This window comes from Mycobacterium scrofulaceum (genome assembly GCF_002086735.1).
Taxonomy (GTDB): domain Bacteria; phylum Actinomycetota; class Actinomycetes; order Mycobacteriales; family Mycobacteriaceae; genus Mycobacterium; species Mycobacterium scrofulaceum.
The window spans coordinates 1-20,131 of sequence record NZ_MVIJ01000051.1; the positions used below are offsets into that span (position 1 = coordinate 1).

Genomic DNA, 20,131 nt, shown 5'->3' on the forward strand with positions numbered 1-20,131 from the left:
GGCGGCGGCGCGGTGGCGGGGGCCGCCGGTCCGGCCGCAGGCGGCGGGGCCGTCGTCGTGGCCGGCGGGACCGGGGTTGGGACTTCGGGGTCGGCACTCGAGACCGCCGGCAGGGCGATCGTCACGGCGCTGGCACTGGTCGCCGTGGCTATCGCCAGCGTCGCCCACAGGCCTTTCCGACGCGTCGTGTTGGGTTCCACCTGCTCCATGGCGACGAACCTACCGTGTTACCGCTGTGACGCAAGGAGACTTGTCGACAATTGCGGCGCCGTTGTGCCGATGTTGCCGATGTGCAACCCGAGCCGCCGAGGCCCCGAATTGCGCACTCTCACTTCGTCGCCGGATCCGTCGCCGGGTGCGTGGCCGGATATGCCGCCGGATACAGCGCCACCTCGTGCGCCTTCACGGCGAACCACACCCGCTGCCCGGGCGCCAGCCGCAGCTCCGACGCCGCGTCGGCGGTGATCTCCGCGGCCAGTCCGGGGGCGCCGTCGGATTGCTGTTCGCCGCGCACCAACACCGCGGACCCGCGAACGTCCATCTCCGCTACCGTCACCTCGACCGTGTTGCGCGGGCTGCCATGCGGCTGCTCCCGGTACACGGCCACCGCGGTCGGCGGGAAGACCGCGATGGCGGTCCGCCCCACGGCGAGGTCGTCACTCCCCTGCTGCGCCGGCGCCGCGTGCCAGCGCGCGCCCGACCGCGCGCGCAGCGAGGCGTCGGGGGCGACGGTCCCATTGACCAGGTTGATTCCCGCGATGCGTGCCCCGAAGTGACTGCGCGGCGCGGTGAGCACGTCGGAGACCGGGCCGATCTCGGCGATCCGGCCGGCCTCGAGCACCAGCACCCGATCGGCCAGCGTGACCACGTCGAGCAGGTCGTGCGTGATCAGCACGACGGCGCAGCCGGTGCGGCCGACCGCACCGCGCAGCACCGCGCGAATCGACGCGGCCGCGGCGACGTCGAGGCCGGTCAGCGGCTCGTCGAGCAGCAGCGCGTCGGGCTCGGCGGCCAGCGCCCGCGCGATCGCCACCCGCTGGGCTTGACCGCCGGACAGCTGCCGCGCCCGCCGGTCGGCGAGCAGCTCGGCGTCCACCTCGCGCAGCCAGCGCAGCGCCGTCGCCTTCTCCGTCGGCCGGCCGCGCCACGGCCGCCCGCGGCGGCTGTGCGGCCCGAACGCCACGTTGGCGGCGACGCTCATGTGCGGGAACAACAACGGGTCCTGCAACAGCAGGCCGACGCGGCGGTCGTGTGTTGCCACGTTCACCCCGGCCGCGGTGTCGGTCAGCACCCGATCGCCCAACCGCACCAGACCGCGATCCGGGCGAATCAGGCCGGCGATCACGTGCAGCGCGGTCGATTTGCCCGCGCCGTTGGGCCCGAGGACGGCCAGCACCTCGCCCGCCGAGACGGAGAAGTCCACGTCCAGGTGCCGATCCGCCACGACGGCGCGCAGCTGCAATTCGCTCATGGCCCCGGCTGCCTCGCTTCGGCGCCGCTCAGCCGGCCGGTCCCCAGCCCCAGCACCACGAGCGCCGCCACGGCCACCAACAGGATCGACAACGCCACCGCCGCGTCGGCGTCGGTCACCCGCTGCAGGTAGATCTCCAGCGGCAGCGTGCGCGTGACTCCTTGCCGGGACCCCGCGAAGGTCAACGTCGCGCCGAACTCACCCAGCGAGCGGGCGAACGCCAGCACGGCGCCCGACATCAGGCCCGGACGCAGCAGCGGCAGGGTGACCCGCCACCAAACCGTGCTGGGCCGCGCGCCCAGGGTCGCCGCCACCACCTCGAAGTCCGCGCCGGCGGTGCGCGCGGCTCCTTCCAGGGAGATCACCAGGAACGGCAGCGACACGAAGGTCTGCGCCAGCACCACCGCCGTGGTGCTGAACGCGACGCTGACACCCGCCGCCTCGAGGTACCTGCCCAGCAGCCCGAGCCGGCCGAACGCGTAGAGCAGCGCAATGCCACCCACCACCGGCGGCAACACGAGGGGCAGCAGGATCAACGGCCGCAGCAGCCGGACCGCGCGGGCCCGGCTGCGGGCCAACACGAGCGCCAACGGCACGCCGAGCAGGACGCACAGCGCGGTGCTGGCGGCGGCCGTCCGAAGGCTGAGCAGCAGCGCGGTCTGCGAGGAGGAACTGGTGATCAGCGCCCAGAAGTTCGGCCAGTCGACCTTGACCGTGATGGCCAGCAACGGCAGCACCACGAACACGGCCCCGGCCGCGGCGGGAACGTACACCCACCGCGGCAGATCCGTAGGCCGGTGCACGATTCAGGGCTTGGCGAAGCCCGACTGGGCCAGGATGCTTCGGCCGTCGTCACCGGTCACCATGGCCACGAACCGCTGCGCCAACGTTGGTTGCGGCGCGTTCTTCAACACCGCGATCGGATAGACGTTCACCGCGCCGGCGGCCTCCGGGAAGCTGACGGTGGTCACCTTGTCCCCGGCACTGTGGGCGTCGGTGACGTACACCAGCCCGGCGTCCGCCTGCCCGGTAGTGACCTTGTTGAGGACATCGGTCACGCTCGGTTCCTCGCTGACCGGGTGCAGGCGGACCCCGGTGTCGTCCTCGACCCGCTGGGTCGCCGCCCCGCACGGCACCGGCTGCTGGCAGATCACCACGCCCAGCCCAGGCCGCGCGAGGTCGGCGAACGAGCCGACCCGCCTGGGGTTACCGGGTGCGGTCACGATCACCAGCGTGTTCGACGCGAAGTTCGTCGGATCGCCGGCCAGCAAACCCGCTTTGCCGACGACGCCCATCTGCGCGGTGTCCGCTGACGCGAAGACGTCGGCCGTCGCGCCCTGGGTCAACTGGATGGCCAGTTCCGACGATCCCGCAAATTCGAATTCGACGGTGGCGTTGCCGTTTTCGCCCTTGAACCGCGCGGCGATCTGCGTGAATGCGGGCTTCAGCGAGGCGGCGGCGAAGACCACCACCTTCTTGGGCCCCGCGGCGGGCTTCGAACCGCACCCGACCAGGCCGGCCACCAGCACCAGGGAAACCGCCCCGGCCAGGATCCCGATCCGCCGCATTGGTGCACCCTAACCCGCCGATGATGCGGCCCGCGTGGGGGCCGAACGGTCGCAAAAAAGTGGGCGGCCGAATAGTTACGCAAATGATCCGCGCGTCGTGGCGCGAAGAATTTCCCCGACTAGCTACTGTCCAGTAACATCGACGGGGATTGATGCCATAACGCGCTGAGATCCGGGCAGGTCCGGGCAAGCGGTCCCGTGGGTTTCCGGGCCACACGGAACTGCCGGGCTCTGGGTTCAACGTTGAACACGAGGAGGTCATGGCAGTGGAGGTGCTGGTCACCGGCGGAGACACCGAGCTGGGGCGCGCAGTGGCCGAAGGCTTCCGCGATGACGGTCACAAGGTGACCCTCGTGGGGGCACGGCGCAGCGAGCTGGAAATCGCCGCCAAGGAACTGGACGTCGACGCGATCGTCTGCGACACCACCGACCCCGGCAGCCTGACCGAGGCTCGTGGCTTGTTCCCCCACCACCTGGACACCATCGTCAACGTGCCGGCCCCCTCCTGGGAGGCCGGCGACCCGCGTGCCTACTCGATCGCCGACACGGCCACCGCCTGGCGGAATTCGCTGGACGCCACGGTCCTTTCGGCGGTGCTCACGGTGCAGACCGTGGGGGACCACCTGCGCTCGGGCGGCTCCATCATCAGCGTGGTGCCCGAGAATTCGCCGGCCGGGAGCGTCGACGCCGCAATCAAGGCGGCCCTGTCGAGCTGGGTCTCGGGGCAGGCGGGCATCTTCGGCACCCGCGGTATCACCGTCAACGCCGTGGCCAGCGGGCGCAGCGCCCAGCCCGGGTATGACGGCCTCTCCCGCACGCCCCCCTCCGTCGCCGCCGAGGTCGCCCGGTTGGCGCTGTTCCTCACCAGCCCGTCCGCCCGGCACATCACCGGCCAGACGCTGCACGTCAGCCACGGAGCACTCGCGCAGTTCGGCTGACGGCGTAATCCGCGGCCGAGCGGTATCGCCCCGCGCCCGGCCGCACTACGGTAGGTCGCGTGGCTATTCGACTCGGTCTGCAGATTCCCAATTTCTCCTACGGCACCGGGGTGGAGCAGCTCTTCCCCACAGTTCTGGCTCAGGCCCGCGAGGCCGAATCCGCCGGTTTCGACTCGGTCTTCGTGATGGACCACTTCTACCAACTGCCCATGCTGGGCGACCCCGACCAGCCGATGCTGGAGGCCTACACCGCCTTGGGCGCGCTGGCCACCGGTACTGAACGAGTTCAGTTGGGCACCTTGGTGACTGGCAATACCTACCGGAACCCGACGTTGCTGGCCAAGATCATCACCACGCTCGATGTGGTGAGCCAGGGCCGCGCGATCCTGGGCATCGGCACCGGTTGGTTCGAACTCGAGCACGACCAACTGGGTTTCGAGTTCGGCACCTTCACCGACAGGTTCAACCGGCTCGACGAGGCGCTGCAGATCATCCTGCCGATGATCAAGGGCGAGCGGCCGACCTTCTCGGGCAAGTGGTATCAGGCGCGCGAGGCGCTCGCGAATCCTCGCTTCCGCGACCACATTCCGCTGATGATCGGCGGCAGCGGCGAGAAGAAGACCATCCCGCTGGCCGCACGCCACTTCGACCACCTCAACGTGATCGCCGGATTCGACGAGCTGCCAGGCAAGTTGGACGTTGTGCGGCGGAGCTGCGAGGACGTCGGTCGCGACCCCGCGACGCTGGAAACCAGCACGCTGACCACGGTGCTGATCGACGAGAACGCCAAGCCCGATCAGATTCCGGCGGAGATGACGCAGCGCATGGTGGTGGGCAACCCCGACTCGGTCGCCGACCAGATCAAGACCAAGGTGGTGGACGCCGGCATCGACGGCGTGATCATCAACCTGCCCTTCTACAGTCCCGGCGTCATCAGCGCCGTGGGTGCGGCGCTGCGTCCGGTCGTCGGCCTGTAACCCCGGCGCCGCTGGTGTGGAGTCGCGGATCTCGCGCGCCGCGGTAATACTTCCAGGGAGCAGCGTTCACCTGGGCCACGACGGCGCAGCGCAGAAGGAAAGGGCCGGGACAGCCCATGACGAAACGAGCCTTGGCGGCGATCGCGGCCGGTATGGCATTCGCCGCACCCCCGATCGCGCACGCCGACAACAACTGGATCGCGATGGCGATCTCGGACTCCACCGGCCACATCAACATCGCCGACGGCGCGGCGAACCAGGGCGCGGCCGAGAAGGCGGTGATGGAAACCTGTCGCAAGACCATCAGCGACTGCCGGCTGCTGGCCAGCGGCGAGGGCGGGTGCGTCGCGCTGGCCGTGAACGCCGCCCACTCGCGATACTTCGGGGGCTGGGGCCCGACGCGCGAAGAAGCGGAAGCGGCGGCGTTGGCACGCGCCCCCGGCGGGACCATCCAGGCGGGCCACGACCATTGTGCGGGAGAGGGCTCCAGTCAGTAAGGCGGCAGCTGGCTGATAGTTGCGCCACAGTGCCGGACGCCCACCAGGGGATTCGCCCCCGCACACCGTTAGTGTTGCAAACAACACATGGGTATCAACTAGGTTTCCGGGTATCCGCCTGACTAGCGTTGTGGCTAACTGCAGTCGCGTGTCCAAAAGCCCCCGTCAGGAGCAGCGGAAACATGATCCCCCCACCAGAAACCACAGCTGGAACCAAGCGTCGCCACCAGGTGGTGATCATCGGTTCGGGATTCGGTGGACTCAACGCGGCAAAGAAACTCAAGCACGCTGACGTCGACATCAAGCTGATCGCGCGCACCACCCACCACCTCTTCCAGCCCCTGCTGTACCAGGTGGCGACCGGCATCGTGTCCGAAGGAGACATCGCGCCGCCCACCCGCGTCGTCCTGCGCAGGCAGCGCAACGTGCAGGTGCTGCTCGGCGACGTCACGCACATCGACCTGGCCGGGAAGTTCGTGGTGTCCGATCTGCTCGGCCACACCTACGAAACCCCTTACGACAGTCTGATTATCGCCGCGGGTGCGGGCCAGTCGTACTTCGGCAACGACCACTTCGCCGAGTTCGCGCCCGGCATGAAGTCGATCGACGACGCCCTGGAGGTACGCGGACGGATCCTTAGCGCCTTCGAGCAGGCGGAGCGGTCGCGCGATCCCGAACGACGCGCCAAGCTGCTGACCTTCACCGTCATCGGGGCCGGCCCCACCGGTGTCGAAATGGCGGGGCAGATCGCGGAATTGGCGGCCCACACGCTGAAGGGCTCGTTCCGTGGCATCGACTCCACCAAGGCGCGGGTGATCCTGCTCGACGCGGCCCCCGCCGTGCTGCCGCCGTTCGGCGACAAGCTCGGCGCCAGGGCGCGCGCCCGGCTGGAGAAGATGGGCGTGGAGATCCAGCTGGGGGCGATGGTCACCGACGTCGACCGCAATGGCATCACGGTCAAGGATTCCGACGGCACCGTCCGGCGCATCGAGTCCGCCTGCAAGGTGTGGTCCGCGGGCGTGCAGGCCAGCGGGCTGGGCCGGAACCTGGCCGAGCAGTCGTCGGTGGAACTCGACCGGGCCGGACGGGTCAAGGTGCTGCCCGATCTGTCGGTCCCCGGGCATCCCAACGTGTTCGTGATCGGCGACATGGCCGCCGTCGAGGGCGTTCCGGGCGTGGCCCAGGGCGCGATCCAGGGCGCCAAGTACGTGGCCGGCACCATCAAAGCCGAGCTCGGCGGGGCCGACCCGGCGGAGCGCGAGCCGTTCCAGTACTTCGACAAGGGGTCGATGGCGACCGTTTCGCGCTTTTCCGCGGTGGCCAAGGTCGGCCCGCTGGAGTTCAGCGGGTTCATCGCCTGGCTGATGTGGCTGGTGCTGCACTTGGTTTACCTGGTCGGATTCAAGACCAAGGTCAGCACGCTGCTGTCGTGGACGGTGACGTTCCTGAGCACACGGCGGGGACAGCTGACCATCACCGAGCAGCAGGCGTTCGCCCGCACCCGCCTCGAACAGCTGGCCGTGCTCGCCGCGGAAGCCAAGCGACCGGCGGCCGCCAAGCGGGCCAGCTAACCGGCCAGCCGGTCAGCCTGCCAGGTACTCAGCAGCCCGCCGCCCGCCAGCATCAACACGGTCGAACCGGCGTCGATCGCGGCGTGCGCGAAAGCCGTTTCGGGGTAGCGCAATTCGTGGACTGACGCACGCGGCGCCGCGATGACGTCGTCGGCCGGCGACCCGGCGCCCAGTTCCACCCGGTGACGCAGCAAGGGTCGGTCGGCGCAGTCGGCGCGCAGCGATCCCGACCAAAAGCCTTCCCGCTCTTCGCATCTGCCGACCTGTACGCGCTCGCGGAAGCGGACCTGAGCCCCGTCCTGCAGGGAGAAGGTGGCGCTCGAGATGTGCCGGGCGGCTGCGGCGACCACGGTGGGCTCCAGGTCGATGTCCAGCGTTCCGCCGACTGCCACTTCCCAATGGGCATGCGAGGTCAGCGCATCGGCCCCGGGCAGGGCCACGGTGGCGGCGGCGCTGCGGAGCCTGAGGCGGGCGCCCGGCTCGACGACGATGCGCATGTCGATGCTGTCGCCGCCCAACGGCGTGGCCGCGGCCGACACCAGGTGGACCGTGTCGGGCGCGGTGCGCCGGGCCGCCAGCCCGCCGCGGCACTCGATGCGTGGCAGCCGGTTCGGATAGGCGACCACCAAGACCTGGGACCGCATCACACGGTGGCCGCCTCCCGCAATTGCGTGCGGACCCAGGACAACACCTGGGTCGCCGCCGGGTCGTCGGCCAGTGACTGCAGCACGGTGGGCCGCCCGTCGCGGACCGCGGCGGCATCGTCGGCCATCACCTGCAGGTCGGCTCCCACCAGGGGCGCCAGGTCGGTCTTGTTGACCACCAACAGATCCGAGTAGGTGACTCCGGGCCCGCCCTTGCGTGGGACCTTGTCGCCGCCGGCCACGTCGACGACGAAGATCTGCACGTCCACCAAGCCCGAGGAAAAGGTAGCGGTCAGGTTGTCGCCGCCGGATTCGACCAGGATCAGGTCCAGCGGCTCATGGGCGGCAATCAAGTCGTCGATCGCGTCGAGGTTCGCGGTGATGTCGTCGCGGATCGCGGTGTGCGGGCACCCCCCGGTCTGCACCGCCGCGATCCGGTCGTCCGGCAGCACCGCATGCTTGCGCAAGAAGTCGGCGTCCTCGGTGGTGTAGATGTCGTTGGTCAGCACCGCCAGCGACAGTTCGTCGCGCAACTGCCGGCACAGCGCGGCGACCAGCGCGGTCTTGCCGGACCCCACCGGGCCGCCGACGCCGACGCGCAACGGCTCCCCCGGTTGTCGGACCCGTCGCGGCCGTTCGACCTGTGGATGTGGGTGGCTGTGTGAATGTGTTGGCATCTCGTGTCTTTCATCGGACTGCGGGAAGCGATTCGCGCACGGCGCGTTGGTAGGCAGCGTATCGACCATATGATGGCCAAGTTGCGCAGGTGGTGCTGCGGCCGCGCGCAGTCATTGCCAGGAAAGTCACAGCTGTCTGCGGGCTACGCCAGGTTGCGGACGAAGGTCGAACAGGTACCTTGAATGGCGGCGCGCCGAAACGGCCGCCCGGACGAGTTCGCCGTACCCGGAGAGCGACAAGACGGTGACCGCGGGATGCCTGGCGTGCCGGTCAACCGAAACGGTCTGCGAACTTCTCCTCCGTTTAGTTTCGGTCGTCGGGGCATCCTCCGCCGTGAATTGAAACTCGACGAGAGGATTTTCGATGTTCAACCCGTTCGCCGGCCAGGCCGACATCCCCAACCGCGAGGGCGCGTGGGCGCAGCAGGCCGAAGCCGAGCTGTCCACGCGCCGTCACCGGGAAGAGATCGACCGGTGCATCAGCCACGGGCTGGAAGCCGCCCCCACGATCAACGACCGCACGCTGTCGACCTTCGCGCGCGGCGAGCTGCCCCACTTCGCCGGTGAACGCGGGACGTTCCTAAAGGCCCCGTTCCTGGAGGATGTGAACGACGTCGCCGACGCCGAGGTCGCCGTCTTCGGGGCGCCGCTGGACGCCGGCACGACCTACCGGCCGGGAACGCGGTTCGGGCCGATGGGTATCCGCCGGTCCACCAACCTGTTCGGCACGTACTGCTACGAGCTGGGTGTGGACCTGCGCGAGCAGCTCAACATCGTCGACATCGGCGACGTGGTCACGATTCCCGCCAACATCGAGAAGTCGTTCGACCAGATCAGCCAGGCCATGGCGCACGTGGTTTCCAAGGGCGTCTTTCCGGTGGTGCTCGGCGGCGACCACTCGATCGGCTTCCCGACCGTGCGCGGTCTGGCCCCCTACCTGGACGGCAACGTCGGGATCATCCATTTCGACCGCCACGTCGACACCCAGGAGACCGACCTCGACGAGCGGATGCACACCACGCCGTGGTTCCACGCCACCAACATCAAGAACGCCCCGGCCACCAACCTGGTGCAGATCGGGATCGGCGGGTGGCAGGCGCCGCGTGCCGGCGTCCAGGTGGGCCGCCAGCGCGGCAGCACCGTGATCACGGTCGGAGACGTCGAGCGCGTCGGGATCGAGAAGGTCGCCGAAATCGCGCTGGAAACGGCGTGGAAAGACGCCAAGGCCGTGTACCTCTCGTTCGACATCGACGTCATCGACGCGGGATTCGTTCCCGGCACCGGCTGGCCCGAGCCTGGCGGCCTGCTGCCGCGCGAGGCGCTCAACCTGATCCGGATGATCTCCGAACCGGGGCTGAACGGCATCGAGGTGGTGGAGTGCTCACCGCCGTATGACTGGGCGGAGCAGACCGCGCTGATGAGCAGCCGGGTCATCCTGGACAGCCTGGCCGTCATGGTCCGGGCGGGCAAGCTCGGCAAGAAGCCCGCGGCGCTCAAGCGACACGCGTGGGGGCCCTTCTCCGACTGACGTTCCGCGTGGGCCTCGCGAGGCCCACGCCCCCGACGCCAGCTTCCGCCGGTCCGCCGGTAGAGACCGACGGGCTGAGATCGACCAACGAATTGCTCGTTGGTCATATAGCAAACAATGCTGCGCGCCATGGCCGCGATGGTGGCTGCGCCGGATGCCCCGGGCTGGGTTGCCACCCGCCCGGGGCCCGGCGAACGGCCGAGCCGGGTCGCCGCGCGCACTGTTCCGACAGCGCCCGGGACGCCGGTTGGCCGCGACTCGCCCCAGAGTGCTTGGTGGAATGGCTCTCTCGCGTCGCCACTCGGCGACGCCGACCGGTCACCCTACGGGCATCGGAGCCCGACGAAATCCCCTCCAGCTAGCCGGCGCAAGCCGGTCGGCCCCGGTGGCGCTGCCCGCAACCGACCCGGACGCCGCCCGACGCCGGCCGGCCATTGTCATTCCCAGCAAATTCCCAGCAGTTAACCATGGTTGTTCCAGTTACAACTATGAATATTACCTGTTGTGCGGCAAGGAGACGGCGGTGCGTCGCTCTGCGCCGCGGTATGGCGATGCGGGCGTTCGGGCGCCCCATCACTGGTGCGCGAGCCATCGCGCACGGAACCGGGGCACCAAGCCGCCGCCCGAGTCGGGCTCGGGTTCGGCGATTGGGCGCCTGACCGGCTGCTTCTGGGGGTTTTGTAGTGGATTTTGCGGCGTTACCGCCCGAGGTCAACTCCGGGCGGATGTATGCGGGCGCGGGGGTGGGTCCCCTGGTGTCCGCGGCGGCGGCCTGGGACGCGCTGGCGGCGGAGCTGAGCTCGGCGGCGGCCTCGTACCGGGCGATCGTGTCCGAGCTGACGGGCGGGTCGTGGGCGGGCCCGTCGTCCAGCGTGATGGCCGCGGCGGCGGCGCCCTACGTGTCGTGGATGAACATCACCGCGGCGCAGGCGCAGCAGACGGCCGGCCAGCTGGGGGCCGCCGTGGCGGCCTACGAGGCGGCGTTCGCGGCCACCGTGCCGCCGCCGCAGATCGAGGTCAACCGCGCGTTGTTGGCGTCGCTGGTGGCCACCAACATCCTCGGGCAGAACACGCCCGCGATCGCGGCCACCGAGGCGCAGTACGCGGAGATGTGGGCCCAGGACGCCACGGCCATGTACGGCTACGCCGGAGCGTCCGCGGCGGCGACCCGGCTGACCCCGTTCGCCGCGCCGAAGCAGACCACCAACACGAACGGCACGGCCATGCAAGCCAACGCCGTCAACCAGGCCGCGCAATCGGCGACCGGGCCCGGCACGCAGTCGGCGCTGAACACCGTGCCCAACATGCTGCAGAACATCTCGGCGGGTTCGATCGTCAACCCGTCCAACCTGGATCCGGGCCTGGGCAACCTGTTCGGCCCGAGCAGCGGCCCCACGGGCCTCAACGAGCTCACCCAGAACATCGGAAACTGGGCCCTGGTCATCAGTGGGCCGCTGTTCACCGCGTCGGGCATCACGCCCCTGATGGGCGGCCTGTACGGGCTCGCGTTGCCCACGGCGGCGGCCGTGGCCGGCGACGTGTCCCCGGCGGACGCGGGGCTGGGCACCCTGGCCAATTCGCCGGTGTCGGGAAGCCTCGGCAACGCCGGGGTCTCGGCGGGCCTGGGCGAATCGGCCACCGTCGGCAAGCTGTCGGTGCCGCAGGCGTGGGCGGACTCCCCCGCCGTTCGCCTCGCCAGTAGCGCATCGCCGCTGTCGACGGCCGGGCTGGGGGGTGTGCCGCAGGCCGAGGCGGCCGCGCCCGGCGGCTTCTTCGGCATCCCCCCGGTGGGCAGTCTGGTCAACGCGCCCAGGGGCGAGCAGACCCGCGCCCGCTCCGGCGCCGGCCAGAAGGTCGTCCCGACGGGACCGGCCGGGCCGGCGGCCGACGAGCGCGCCCCGGTGCTGGCTCCCGCGCCGCAACGGACACGCAAGCATGTCGCCAGCGCGCTCAGCGAACGCGAACGCGAGGAGCTCGAGAAGCTGCGCAAGGAGATCTCCGAAGTGGCGACGGAGCGTGACGCGGCGGCCCGCCTGATCAAGGAGGCGATGCTGTGACCGTCGATTTCGCGGCGTTGCCCCCGGAGGTCAATTCCGCCCGGATGTACGCGGGCGCGGGCGCGGGCTCGCTGGTGACGGCCGCGGCGGCCTGGGAGAAGCTGGCGACCGAGTTGAGTTCGGCCGCGGCCTCGTACCAGGCGATCGTGTCCGAGCTGACCGGCGGCCCCTGGGTCGGTGCGTCGTCGGGGAACATGGCGGCGGCGGTTGCGCCCTACGTGTCGTGGATGAACACCACCGCGGCGCAGGCCCAGCAGACCGCGGGCCAGCTGGGCTCGGCCGCCGCGGCCTACGAGGCGGCGTTCGCGGCCACCGTGCCGCCGCCGGAGATCGAGGTGAACCGGGCGTTGTTGGCGTCGCTGGTTTCCACCAACGTGCTCGGGCAGAACACCCCCGCGATCGCGGCCACCGAGGCGCAGTACTCCCAGATGTGGGCCCAGGACGCCGCGGCGATGTACGGCTATGCCGGGGCTTCGGCGGCGGCCACGCAGGTGACGCCGTTCGCCGCGCCGCAGCAGACCACCAACCAGTCCGGGTCGACCAACCAGAACTCGGCGGTGATGAAGGCCATGGCGACCGGCGGGTCGAACACCACGTCGACGCTGTCGAACATCCCCAACCTGCTGAAGCAGTCGTCGGCGGGATCGTCAGGAACCACCGCCGGGTCGGGGGGGTCGTTGGTGGACCTGTTCAACAACTTCAGCGAGAACACCATCGGCTACCAGATCCTCTCCGAGGGTCTCAACTTCGACGCCTCCGGTGCACTGTTGACCCTCGCGCCGCCGGTGGCCGCGGCCTGGAATCCGTTGGTCGACTCGCTGTCGGCACCGGCGAGCGCGGCGTCCCAGGTGTCGGGGGCGGGTTCGGCACTGGTGATTTCGTCCGCGCCGGCCGCCTCACCCGGAGTGTCGGCGGGCCTCGGCGAGGCGGCCTCGATCGGCAAGCTGTCGGTCCCGCAGTCGTGGAGCACGTCCCCGGCGATCCGGCTCGCCGCCACCGCGCTGCCGAGCGCCGGGCTCGACGGCCTGCCGCAGGCCGGCGCAGTCGCACCGGGCTTCTACGGCGGCATGCCGCCGATGGGCCCGGTGGCCAGCGTGGTCAACGCGCCGCGCGGCGAGCAGGGGCGTCTGCGAGCCGGCGCGCGCCACAAGGTGATTCCCGCGCTGGCCGGCGAGACCGGCATGCACGACGACCCCGCCGCGCGCTGGGCCGCGACCAATGCGTCCGCCGAGGACGACGGTGCATCCAGCGAACGCGACGAGCTCATCGCACTGCGTAAGGCGATGGCCGACTTCACCCGGCAGCGAGACGTCCTCAAGCGCACGGCCGCGACATTGATCAAGGAGGCAACGCAGAAGTAGCGACACCCGCCGTCCGCTGGCGGGACTTCACCGGAACTCTCTCGACGACGATTGGAATCAGCGCAGATGTTCTTCACAAAGCCGGCCAAACGGTCCGCGGCGGGTTGGGAAGGCGATTTGGCCGTCGACTCGAATCCGATTGCGACGCAAGACGAATTGAATACCGCCACCTCGGCGACGAAGCCCGCCGGCGTGCCGGCGGAGAGCACGCTCGACGACGAGGACCAGGCCCAGCTCAAGGCTCTGGGCTTCCAGTCCGATTTCAAGCGGGACATGAGCCCATGGGCGAACTTCTCGTTGGGCTTCACCTACCTCTCACCCGTGGTCGGCATCTACACGGTGTTCGCGTTCGCGCTGGCCACCGCCGGCCCACCGATGATCTGGAGCCTGCTGATCGCCGGCGTCGGACAGATGCTGGTCGCGCTGGTCTTCAGCGAGGTGGTGGCGCAGTTCCCCGTGGCCGGTGGCGTCTACCCCTGGGCGCGCCGGTTGTGGGGCCGCAAATGGGCGTGGATGACCGGGTGGGTCTACATGTTCACGCTGCTGGCGCTGCTCGCGGACGCCGCCTACGGTGCGGGCCCGTACGTGGCAGATGTCTTCGGCTTCAAGCCTTCTCCGCATGCCACGGTGCTGTGTGCGCTGATCATGCTGGCGCTGGCGACCGTCATCAACCTCACCGGCACCAAGATCCTCGGCTACTTCGCCATCTTCGGCTTCAGCGCCGAACTGATCGGCGCCATCGTGGTCGGCGTCTGGCTGCTGTGCACGCAGCGCCACCACAACCTCGGCGTGCTGTTCCACAGCTTCGGCGCCGAGGGCAAGCACAGCTACACGTACGCCTTCCTGGCCGCCAGCCTCATCGCCCTCTACCAGTTCTTCGGCTTCGAGGCCTGCGGCGACGTCGCCGAGGAGGTCCGCAACCCCGGCGTGCAGATTCCCAAGGCGATGCGCCGCACCATCTACGTCGGCGGGTCGGCGGCCACCTTCGTCTGCCTCAGCCTGATCCTGTCGGTCACCGACTTCGGCGCGGTGATCAGCGGCAAGGACCCCGATCCGATCGACACCATCCTGAAGACGGCGTTCGGCGGCGTCGGCGCCAAGATCGTGCTCTGCATCGTGTTGATCTCGTTCGTATCCTGCGCGCTGAGCCTGCAGGCCGCCGCCAGCCGGCTCATCTACTCCTACGGACGCGACGACATGATCGTCGGCTCCAAGCTGTTGGCGCGCTTCGACCACAAGCGGCACGTGCCGCCCTACTCCCTGCTGATCGCGGTCATCATCCCGGCGGTGCTGATCGTGGGGTCGCTGATCTCCAGCGACGCGCTGACCAAGCTGGTCAGCTTCGGCTCGGTGGGCGTCTACATCGCCTTCCAGATGGTCGTGCTGGCCGCCCTGCGGGCGCGGATCAAGGGCTGGGTGCCCACGGGCAAGTACCGGCTGGGCCGGTGGGGAGTGCCCGTCAACATCGGCGCACTGATCTACGGTGTGGCGGCCATCGTCAACCTCGCCTGGCCGCGCGACTCCCACCAGCCCTGGTACGACGACTACATCATCCTGCTGATGTCGGTGACCATCATCGCCCTGGGCATCCTCTACCTCGCGTTCACCCGGGCCCACACCAAGAGCGACGCGCCCCACGCCGACGCCATTCCGGAGCCGGCCCGGAAGTAGCTGCCGCGCGGCGCTTTTCAGGAGACGAAAAGCGGCCTTTCGCGTTCGCTGTGGCGCTGGGCGAGCGTGTCGAGCAGCGGGTCGGACAGGTCGGACAGCCCGGCGGCGGCTTCGGTGGCGGTGCGCTCGCACAGGTCCGCCAGCCGAAACGTGCACGCCGCCACGTCGGCCGGGTCCAGGGCCAGCAGCCGCTGCGCGGCGGTCGCCGAGCCGGTCATGGTGGTGTAGACGAGCGTCAGGGCGGTCTGCTCGGGGGCGAGCCCGCTGACGACACCGACCCGCCCGGCCGCGACGGCGAGGTGCGGCTGCGCGCCGATGTCGTCCCAGCGCGCGTCCGGCCAGACCCGCCGCGCCAGCCGGGCCAGCCCGCGGCCCTGGCTGCGTGACGCTTCGCGGGCGGCCGGTGCGGGGGTGCGGGCATCGGTCTCCAGATCGGCCGCTTCGGGGCCGAGGTCACCGCGATGGACCGCCGCCGCGATCGAGGCGGTGACCAGGCCGGAACTTCGAATTCGGCGGCGCAGGAACGCTTCCAGCCGGTCCAGGTCGGTCACCAGCCCGCTGGTGACCGCCTCCTCCACGCCACCGGAATGCACGTGGGCTCCGGCCGGCAGTCGGGAATCGGCCAGGGTGAGCAGCGTCGCCAGTGCGGACATGGATCGTCAGAACAGGAAATACCGTTGCGCCATCGGCAATTCCGCCACCGGGTCGGGCTGCCAGACCTCGCCGTCGATCCGCACGGTGAACGTGTCCGGGTCCACCTCGATGTCGGGCAGCGCGTCGTTGTGCGGCAGGTCCGCCTTGGCGAGCCCGGTGGTGTTGCGCACGGGGACCAGCCGCCGGTTGACCGCCAGCCTTTCGGCCAGGCCGGCCTCGATCGCCTGCGGCGCAACGAAATGCACCGACGTGGCGGCCGCCGCGGCCGGCGCCGCGCCGAACATCGGGCGCGGAAGCACCGGCTGCGGCGTCGGGATCGACGCGTTGGCGTCCCCCATCGCCGCCCATGCGATCATGCCGCCCTTGAGCACCGCGTGCGGCCGGACCCCGAAGAACGCCGGCTCCCAGAGCACCAGGTCCGCGAGCTTGCCCACCTCCACCGATCCGACCTCGTGGTCGAGGCCGTGGGCGACGGCCGGGCAGATCGTGTACTTGGCGACGTAGCGGCGCGCCCGCATGTTGTCCGCGGCGCCGTCGCCGGGCAGGGCGCCGCGGCGGCGTTTCATGACGTGCGCGGTCTGCCAGGTCCGCATCACGACTTCCCCGATGCGGCCCATCGCCTGCGAGTCGCTGCCGATCATCGAGATCGCGCCGATGTCGTGCAGCAGGTCCTCCGCCGCCATGGTCGACGGCCGGATACGGCTTTCCGCGAAGGCCAGGTCTTCGCGCACCTGGGGATTGAGGTGATGGCAGACCATCAACATGTCCAGGTGCTCGTCGAGGGTGTTACGCGTGTGCGGGCGGGTGGGGTTGGTGGAGCTGGGCAGCACGTTGGGTTTGCCTGCGACGGTGATGATGTCGGGAGCGTGGCCGCCGCCGGCGCCCTCGGTGTGATACGTGTGGATCGACCGCCCCGCGATGGCGGCCAGGGTGTCTTCCACGAACCCCATCTCGTTGAGGGTGTCGGTGTGCAACGCCACCTGGACGCCGGCGGCGTCGGCGACGGTGAGGCAGGCGTCGATGGCCGCCGGTGTGGACCCCCAGTCCTCGTGCAGTTTGAAACCCGAAGCGCCGCCGCGCAATTGCTCCCACAGCCCCTCGGCGCTGACGGTGTTACCCTTGCCCAGCAGCGCGACGTTCACCGGCCAGCCGTCGAGCGCCTCGAGCATCCGCTCCAGATGCCATGAACCCGGTGTCACCGTGGTGGCCTTGGTGCCCTCGGCGGGCCCGGTGCCGCCGCCGATGATCGTCGTGATCCCGGAGCCGAGCGCCTCGGGCATCAGCTGCGGGCAGATCAGGTGCACGTGGCAGTCGATGGCGCCGGCGGTGACGATCCGGCCGTTGCCGGCGATGACCTCGGTCGACGGCCCGACCACCAGGTCCGGATGCACGCCCGTCATGGTGTCGGGGTTGCCGGCCTTACCGATCGCGGAGACGCGGCCGTCACGAATACCGATGTCGGCCTTGATGATTCCCCAGTAGTCGATGATGACCGCACCGGTGATCACGGTGTCGGGCGCCCCCTCGGCGCGGGTGGCGAGCCCCTGGCCCACCGACTCGCGCAGCACCTTGCCGCCCCCGAACACCGCCTCGTCACCGGCCAACCCCGGTCCCCCGCTGCGGTCCTCGGTGATCTCCACCAGAAGATCGGTGTCCGCCAACCGGATCCGGTCCCCGGCGGTGGGGCCGAAGAGTTGGGCGTAGCGGTCCCTCGACAGGCTGGCCATCAGGCGTCCAGCCGTCCGGGCGGGTTCAGGGTCAGCCCGTGCACTTCCCGGCGTCCACGCAGCGGTACCAGCCGGACGGTGTGGGGCACACCGGGTTCGAAGCGCACGGCGGTGGCCGCCGCGATGTCCAGCCGATAGCCGTGCGCCGCGGCGCGGTCGAACGCGAGCGCGGAGTTGGCTTGAGGAAGGTGGACGTGGCTGCCCACCTGCACCGGACGGTCACCGGTGTTGATGATCTGCATCTCGATGCTCTCAGCGTAAGCGTTGATGCCGATATCGCCGCTGCCGTAGAGGATTTCGCCCGGAATCATGGGATCGGGTGGTGAACGGTGACGAGTTTGGTGCCGTCGGGGAAGGTCGCCTCCACCGCGACTTCGGCCAGCATTTCCGGCACCCCCTCCATCACGTCGTCGCGGCTGAGCACGTCGCAGCCGCTGGCCATGAGCTCGGCGACGGAGCGGCCGTCGCGCGCACCCTCGAGAATGTGGTCGGTGATGATGGCAACGGCCTCCGGGTGGTTCAGCCGCAAGCCCCTGGCGCGGCGTCGGCGTGCCAGTTCGGCGGCGTAGGACAACAGCAATCGCTCTTGTTCGTGCGGCGTAAGGAGCACGCTCTCCGATCCTGCCACGCCCCCCGCGGGCGCCGGCGCCCGGCCACGTGTACGGCCCCGGCCGGGTTACGCCTCGAGGTTCTGCAGGCGCACCTGCCCGCGGGCCACCGTGCGGCCGTCGCCGTCGGTGATGGTCACCAGCCACAGCTGCTGGCGCCGGCCGCGGTGGATCGGTTCGGCGGTGCCGTACACCATGCCCGAGCCGATGGAACGCAGAAAGTCGGTGTTGTTGTTGACTCCCACGACATTCCCCCCGCCGCGGGTGGCGAGCCAGGTGTAGGCGGCCACGCTGGCCATGCTCTCGATGATCGAGCAGTAGACGCCCCCGTGCACGAGGCCCATCGGCTGCAGCAGCTTCGGGGTGACCTCGAGCTGGGCCCGGGCGCCGTCGGGGCTGAGTTCGGTGAATTGCAGCCCGATCTCCTGATCGAAGGGCGCGGTGAAATCCGGCGGGGTCGTCGTCTCCGGGGGCGGTGGCACGTTCTGTGTCTACACCATCGGTCGGTCGGCACCGCTCCCGGCGCGAGGCCGACCAGAAACGGCCCCGGAAACGGCTGAGCCCCGTGCCACTCGGGCACGGGGCTCGCCGATCGAGTAGACCGGGGGTCACTGCAGCCCTCAGGACTCGCCGCGGTCGGTGTTCGCTCGACCCGGTTAGCATAGGCAAGGCTGCCCTAATTTCGCAAGCACCTTTTCGGCGGCGCGGCGACGACCTTCGGTACGACCGTCGGTAGTAATCGGGAGTAAGATGGTGCTCGACCCTCAGGAGACAACGCACTATGGCCAAACTGACCCGGCTTGGGGATCTGGAACGGGCCGTGATGGATCACTTGTGGTCCACGCAGGAACCCCAAACGGTCCGCCAGGTTCATGAGGCGTTGTCGGCGCGCCGCGACCTCGCCTACACGACGATCATGACCGTGCTGCAGCGGCTGGCCAAGAAGAATCTGGTCTCCCAGATCCGTGACGACCGGGCCCACCGGTACGCACCCGTGCACGGCCGCGACGAGCTGGTCGCCGGCCTGATGGTCGACGCCCTCGCCCAGGCCGAGGATTCTGGCGGCAGGCACGCCGCGCTCGTCCACTTCGTCGAGCGGGTGGGCGCCGACGAGGCGGACGCCCTGCGGCGAGCGCTGGCCGAACTGGAAGCCAATCAACGCAACAACGCGCCATCCGCTGGCGTGTCGCCGGAGGACTGAGGGAGACTGGCAGCGTGTCCGCGCTGGCCTTCACCATCCTCGCGGTGCTGCTCGTCGGCCCGGTGCCGGCCATGTTGGCACGCGCGAGCTGGCCGCTGCGCGCTCCCCGCGCCGCGATGGTGTTGTGGCAGGCCGTCGCGCTGGCCGCAGTCCTCTCCGCGTTCAGCGCCGGCATCGCGATCGCCACCCGGCTGCTCATGCCCGGCCCCGACGGGCGGCCCACCACCAGCATCGTCGGCGACGCGGGCCGCCTCGGCTGGCCGCTGTGGGTTGCCTACGTCGGCGTTTTCGCGCTGACCGTGCTGGTCGGCGCCCGATTGGTGGTCGCCGTGGTTCGGGTCGCCATCGCCAACCGGCGGCGGCGGGCCCATCACCGCATGGTGGTCGACCTGGTCGGCGTCGGCCACGACGCGGCGCTCCCCCAGCCGTGTGCCCGCACGCGCGACCTTCGCGTGCTGGACGTTGCGCAGCCGCTCGCCTACTGCTTGCCCGGCGTGCGCAGCAGGGTGGTGGTCAGCGAGGGGGCGCTGAGCACGCTCGCCGACGCGGAGGTCGCGGCGATCCTCACCCACGAGCGGGCGCATCTGCGCGCCCGGCACGACCTCGTCCTGGAGGCCTTCACCGCGGTGCATGCCGCGTTCCCCCGTTTGGTGCGCAGCGCGAACGCGCTGGGCGCGGTGCAACTGCTCGTCGAGCTGCTGGCCGACGACGCCGCCGTGCGCGCGGCGGGCCGCGCTCCCCTGGCGCGGGCCCTGGTCGCCTGCGCTTCCGGGCGGGCGCCGTCGGGCGCCCTGGCCGCGGGTGGCACCAGCACGGTGGTCCGCGTGCGCCGGCTGGGCGGGGGCGGCAACAGCCTGGCGCTGTCGGCCGCCGCGTACCTGGCCGCGGTGGCCGTGTTCGTGGTCCCGACGATCGCGCTGGCCGTGCCGTGGCTCACGGAGTTGCGGCGGCTGTTCAACCTCTGAGGCGGCACCGGGCCAT

Annotated in this window: 20 protein-coding genes, 1 pseudogene and 1 riboswitch; of the genes and pseudogenes, 10 read left to right on the plus strand and 11 right to left on the minus strand. The window is 70.1% G+C overall.

Annotated features, from left to right (window positions below; translation table 11 throughout):
* The 4 genes and pseudogenes from BST44_RS23965 to modA form a co-directional block, all read right to left on the minus strand.
* Positions 1-209 (minus strand): annotated as a pseudogene (locus BST44_RS23965) (alanine and proline-rich secreted protein Apa); the annotation flags it as partial.
* Between the two features lie 119 nt (positions 210-328).
* Positions 329-1,471, minus strand: coding sequence for a sulfate/molybdate ABC transporter ATP-binding protein (locus tag BST44_RS23970; protein ID WP_083179514.1), 1,143 nt, complete (start codon positions 1,469-1,471; stop codon positions 329-331).
* Complete coding sequence (locus tag BST44_RS23975) at positions 1,468-2,274, minus strand: ABC transporter permease (protein ID WP_083179515.1); 807 nt, start codon at positions 2,272-2,274, stop codon at positions 1,468-1,470. The genes BST44_RS23970 and BST44_RS23975 overlap by 4 nt, the downstream gene beginning before the upstream one ends.
* A 3-nt stretch (positions 2,275-2,277) precedes the next feature.
* Complete coding sequence (gene modA / locus BST44_RS23980; protein WP_083179516.1) at positions 2,278-3,039, minus strand: molybdate ABC transporter substrate-binding protein; 762 nt, start codon at positions 3,037-3,039, stop codon at positions 2,278-2,280.
* 260 nt (positions 3,040-3,299) lie between these two features.
* Here modA and BST44_RS23985 point away from each other — a divergent pair, with 260 nt between their 5' ends.
* The 4 genes from BST44_RS23985 (at position 3,300) to BST44_RS24000 (ending at position 7,022) form a co-directional block, all read left to right on the plus strand.
* On the plus strand, positions 3,300-3,977 hold the full coding sequence (locus BST44_RS23985; RefSeq protein WP_083179517.1) for an SDR family oxidoreductase: 678 nt from the start codon (positions 3,300-3,302) through the stop codon (positions 3,975-3,977).
* Positions 3,978-4,036: 59 nt separating this feature from the next.
* On the plus strand, positions 4,037-4,954 hold the full coding sequence (locus BST44_RS23990) for an LLM class F420-dependent oxidoreductase (RefSeq protein WP_083179518.1): 918 nt from the start codon (positions 4,037-4,039) through the stop codon (positions 4,952-4,954).
* 116 nt (positions 4,955-5,070) lie between these two features.
* Positions 5,071-5,451 carry a DUF4189 domain-containing protein gene (locus tag BST44_RS23995; protein WP_083179519.1) on the plus strand — a complete coding sequence of 127 codons (381 nt, stop codon included), beginning with the start codon at positions 5,071-5,073 and terminating at the stop codon, positions 5,449-5,451.
* A 182-nt stretch (positions 5,452-5,633) separates the two neighbouring features.
* A complete protein-coding gene (locus BST44_RS24000; protein WP_083179520.1) occupies positions 5,634-7,022 on the plus strand; it encodes an NAD(P)/FAD-dependent oxidoreductase in 1,389 nt (462 codons plus the stop codon).
* On the opposite strand, the gene BST44_RS24005 is transcribed toward BST44_RS24000, so the two are convergent.
* Together BST44_RS24005 and ureG are read right to left on the minus strand one after the other, a co-directional pair.
* A complete protein-coding gene (locus BST44_RS24005; protein WP_083179521.1) occupies positions 7,019-7,666 on the minus strand; it encodes an urease accessory protein UreD in 648 nt (215 codons plus the stop codon). The two genes, BST44_RS24000 and BST44_RS24005, sit on opposite strands and share 4 nt — an antisense overlap.
* The gene (gene ureG / locus BST44_RS24010; protein ID WP_083179522.1) at positions 7,666-8,343 is read right to left on the minus strand and encodes an urease accessory protein UreG; all 678 of its coding nucleotides are present in this window, start codon (positions 8,341-8,343) and stop codon (positions 7,666-7,668) included. Before ureG ends, BST44_RS24005 begins: the two co-directional genes overlap by 1 nt.
* Before the next feature lie 188 nt (positions 8,344-8,531).
* Positions 8,532-8,594, plus strand: a riboswitch (guanidine-III (ykkC-III) riboswitch).
* Between the two features lie 113 nt (positions 8,595-8,707).
* Here ureG and BST44_RS24015 point away from each other — a divergent pair.
* From BST44_RS24015 to BST44_RS24030, 4 genes are all read left to right on the plus strand, one after another.
* Complete coding sequence (locus BST44_RS24015; protein ID WP_007170038.1) at positions 8,708-9,871, plus strand: agmatinase family protein; 1,164 nt, start codon at positions 8,708-8,710, stop codon at positions 9,869-9,871.
* A gap of 683 nt (positions 9,872-10,554) precedes the next feature.
* On the plus strand, positions 10,555-11,928 hold the full coding sequence (locus BST44_RS24020; RefSeq protein WP_083179523.1) for a PPE family protein: 1,374 nt from the start codon (positions 10,555-10,557) through the stop codon (positions 11,926-11,928).
* Entirely contained in the window at positions 11,925-13,289 is a 1,365-nt protein-coding gene (locus tag BST44_RS24025) for a PPE family protein (RefSeq protein ID WP_083179524.1), read from the plus strand. The genes BST44_RS24020 and BST44_RS24025 overlap by 4 nt, the downstream gene beginning before the upstream one ends.
* A 66-nt stretch (positions 13,290-13,355) precedes the next feature.
* On the plus strand, positions 13,356-14,960 hold the full coding sequence (locus BST44_RS24030; RefSeq protein WP_142274674.1) for an APC family permease: 1,605 nt from the start codon (positions 13,356-13,358) through the stop codon (positions 14,958-14,960).
* Positions 14,961-14,977: 17 nt separating this feature from the next.
* On the opposite strand, the gene BST44_RS24035 is transcribed toward BST44_RS24030, so the two are convergent.
* From BST44_RS24035 to BST44_RS24055, 5 genes are all read right to left on the minus strand, one after another.
* Complete coding sequence (locus tag BST44_RS24035) at positions 14,978-15,613, minus strand: urease accessory protein UreF (RefSeq protein WP_083179525.1); 636 nt, start codon at positions 15,611-15,613, stop codon at positions 14,978-14,980.
* Positions 15,614-15,619: 6 nt separating this feature from the next.
* Positions 15,620-17,341, minus strand: coding sequence for an urease subunit alpha (locus BST44_RS24040; RefSeq protein ID WP_083179526.1), 1,722 nt, complete (start codon positions 17,339-17,341; stop codon positions 15,620-15,622).
* Positions 17,341-17,652, minus strand: coding sequence for an urease subunit beta (locus BST44_RS24045; protein ID WP_083179527.1), 312 nt, complete (start codon positions 17,650-17,652; stop codon positions 17,341-17,343). Before BST44_RS24045 ends, BST44_RS24040 begins: the two co-directional genes overlap by 1 nt.
* Complete coding sequence (locus tag BST44_RS24050) at positions 17,649-17,951, minus strand: urease subunit gamma (protein WP_083179528.1); 303 nt, start codon at positions 17,949-17,951, stop codon at positions 17,649-17,651. The genes BST44_RS24045 and BST44_RS24050 overlap by 4 nt, the downstream gene beginning before the upstream one ends.
* 66 nt (positions 17,952-18,017) lie before the next feature.
* On the minus strand, positions 18,018-18,431 hold the full coding sequence (locus tag BST44_RS24055; protein WP_083179529.1) for a PaaI family thioesterase: 414 nt from the start codon (positions 18,429-18,431) through the stop codon (positions 18,018-18,020).
* Positions 18,432-18,730: 299 nt separating this feature from the next.
* Between BST44_RS24055 and BST44_RS24060 the strand changes: the two genes are divergently transcribed.
* Together BST44_RS24060 and BST44_RS24065 are read left to right on the plus strand one after the other, a co-directional pair.
* Positions 18,731-19,150 carry a BlaI/MecI/CopY family transcriptional regulator gene (locus BST44_RS24060; protein ID WP_083179530.1) on the plus strand — a complete coding sequence of 140 codons (420 nt, stop codon included), beginning with the start codon at positions 18,731-18,733 and terminating at the stop codon, positions 19,148-19,150.
* A 14-nt stretch (positions 19,151-19,164) separates the two neighbouring features.
* Entirely contained in the window at positions 19,165-20,115 is a 951-nt protein-coding gene (locus BST44_RS24065) for a M56 family metallopeptidase (RefSeq protein WP_083179531.1), read from the plus strand.
* The last annotated feature ends 16 nt before the right edge of the window (positions 20,116-20,131 follow it).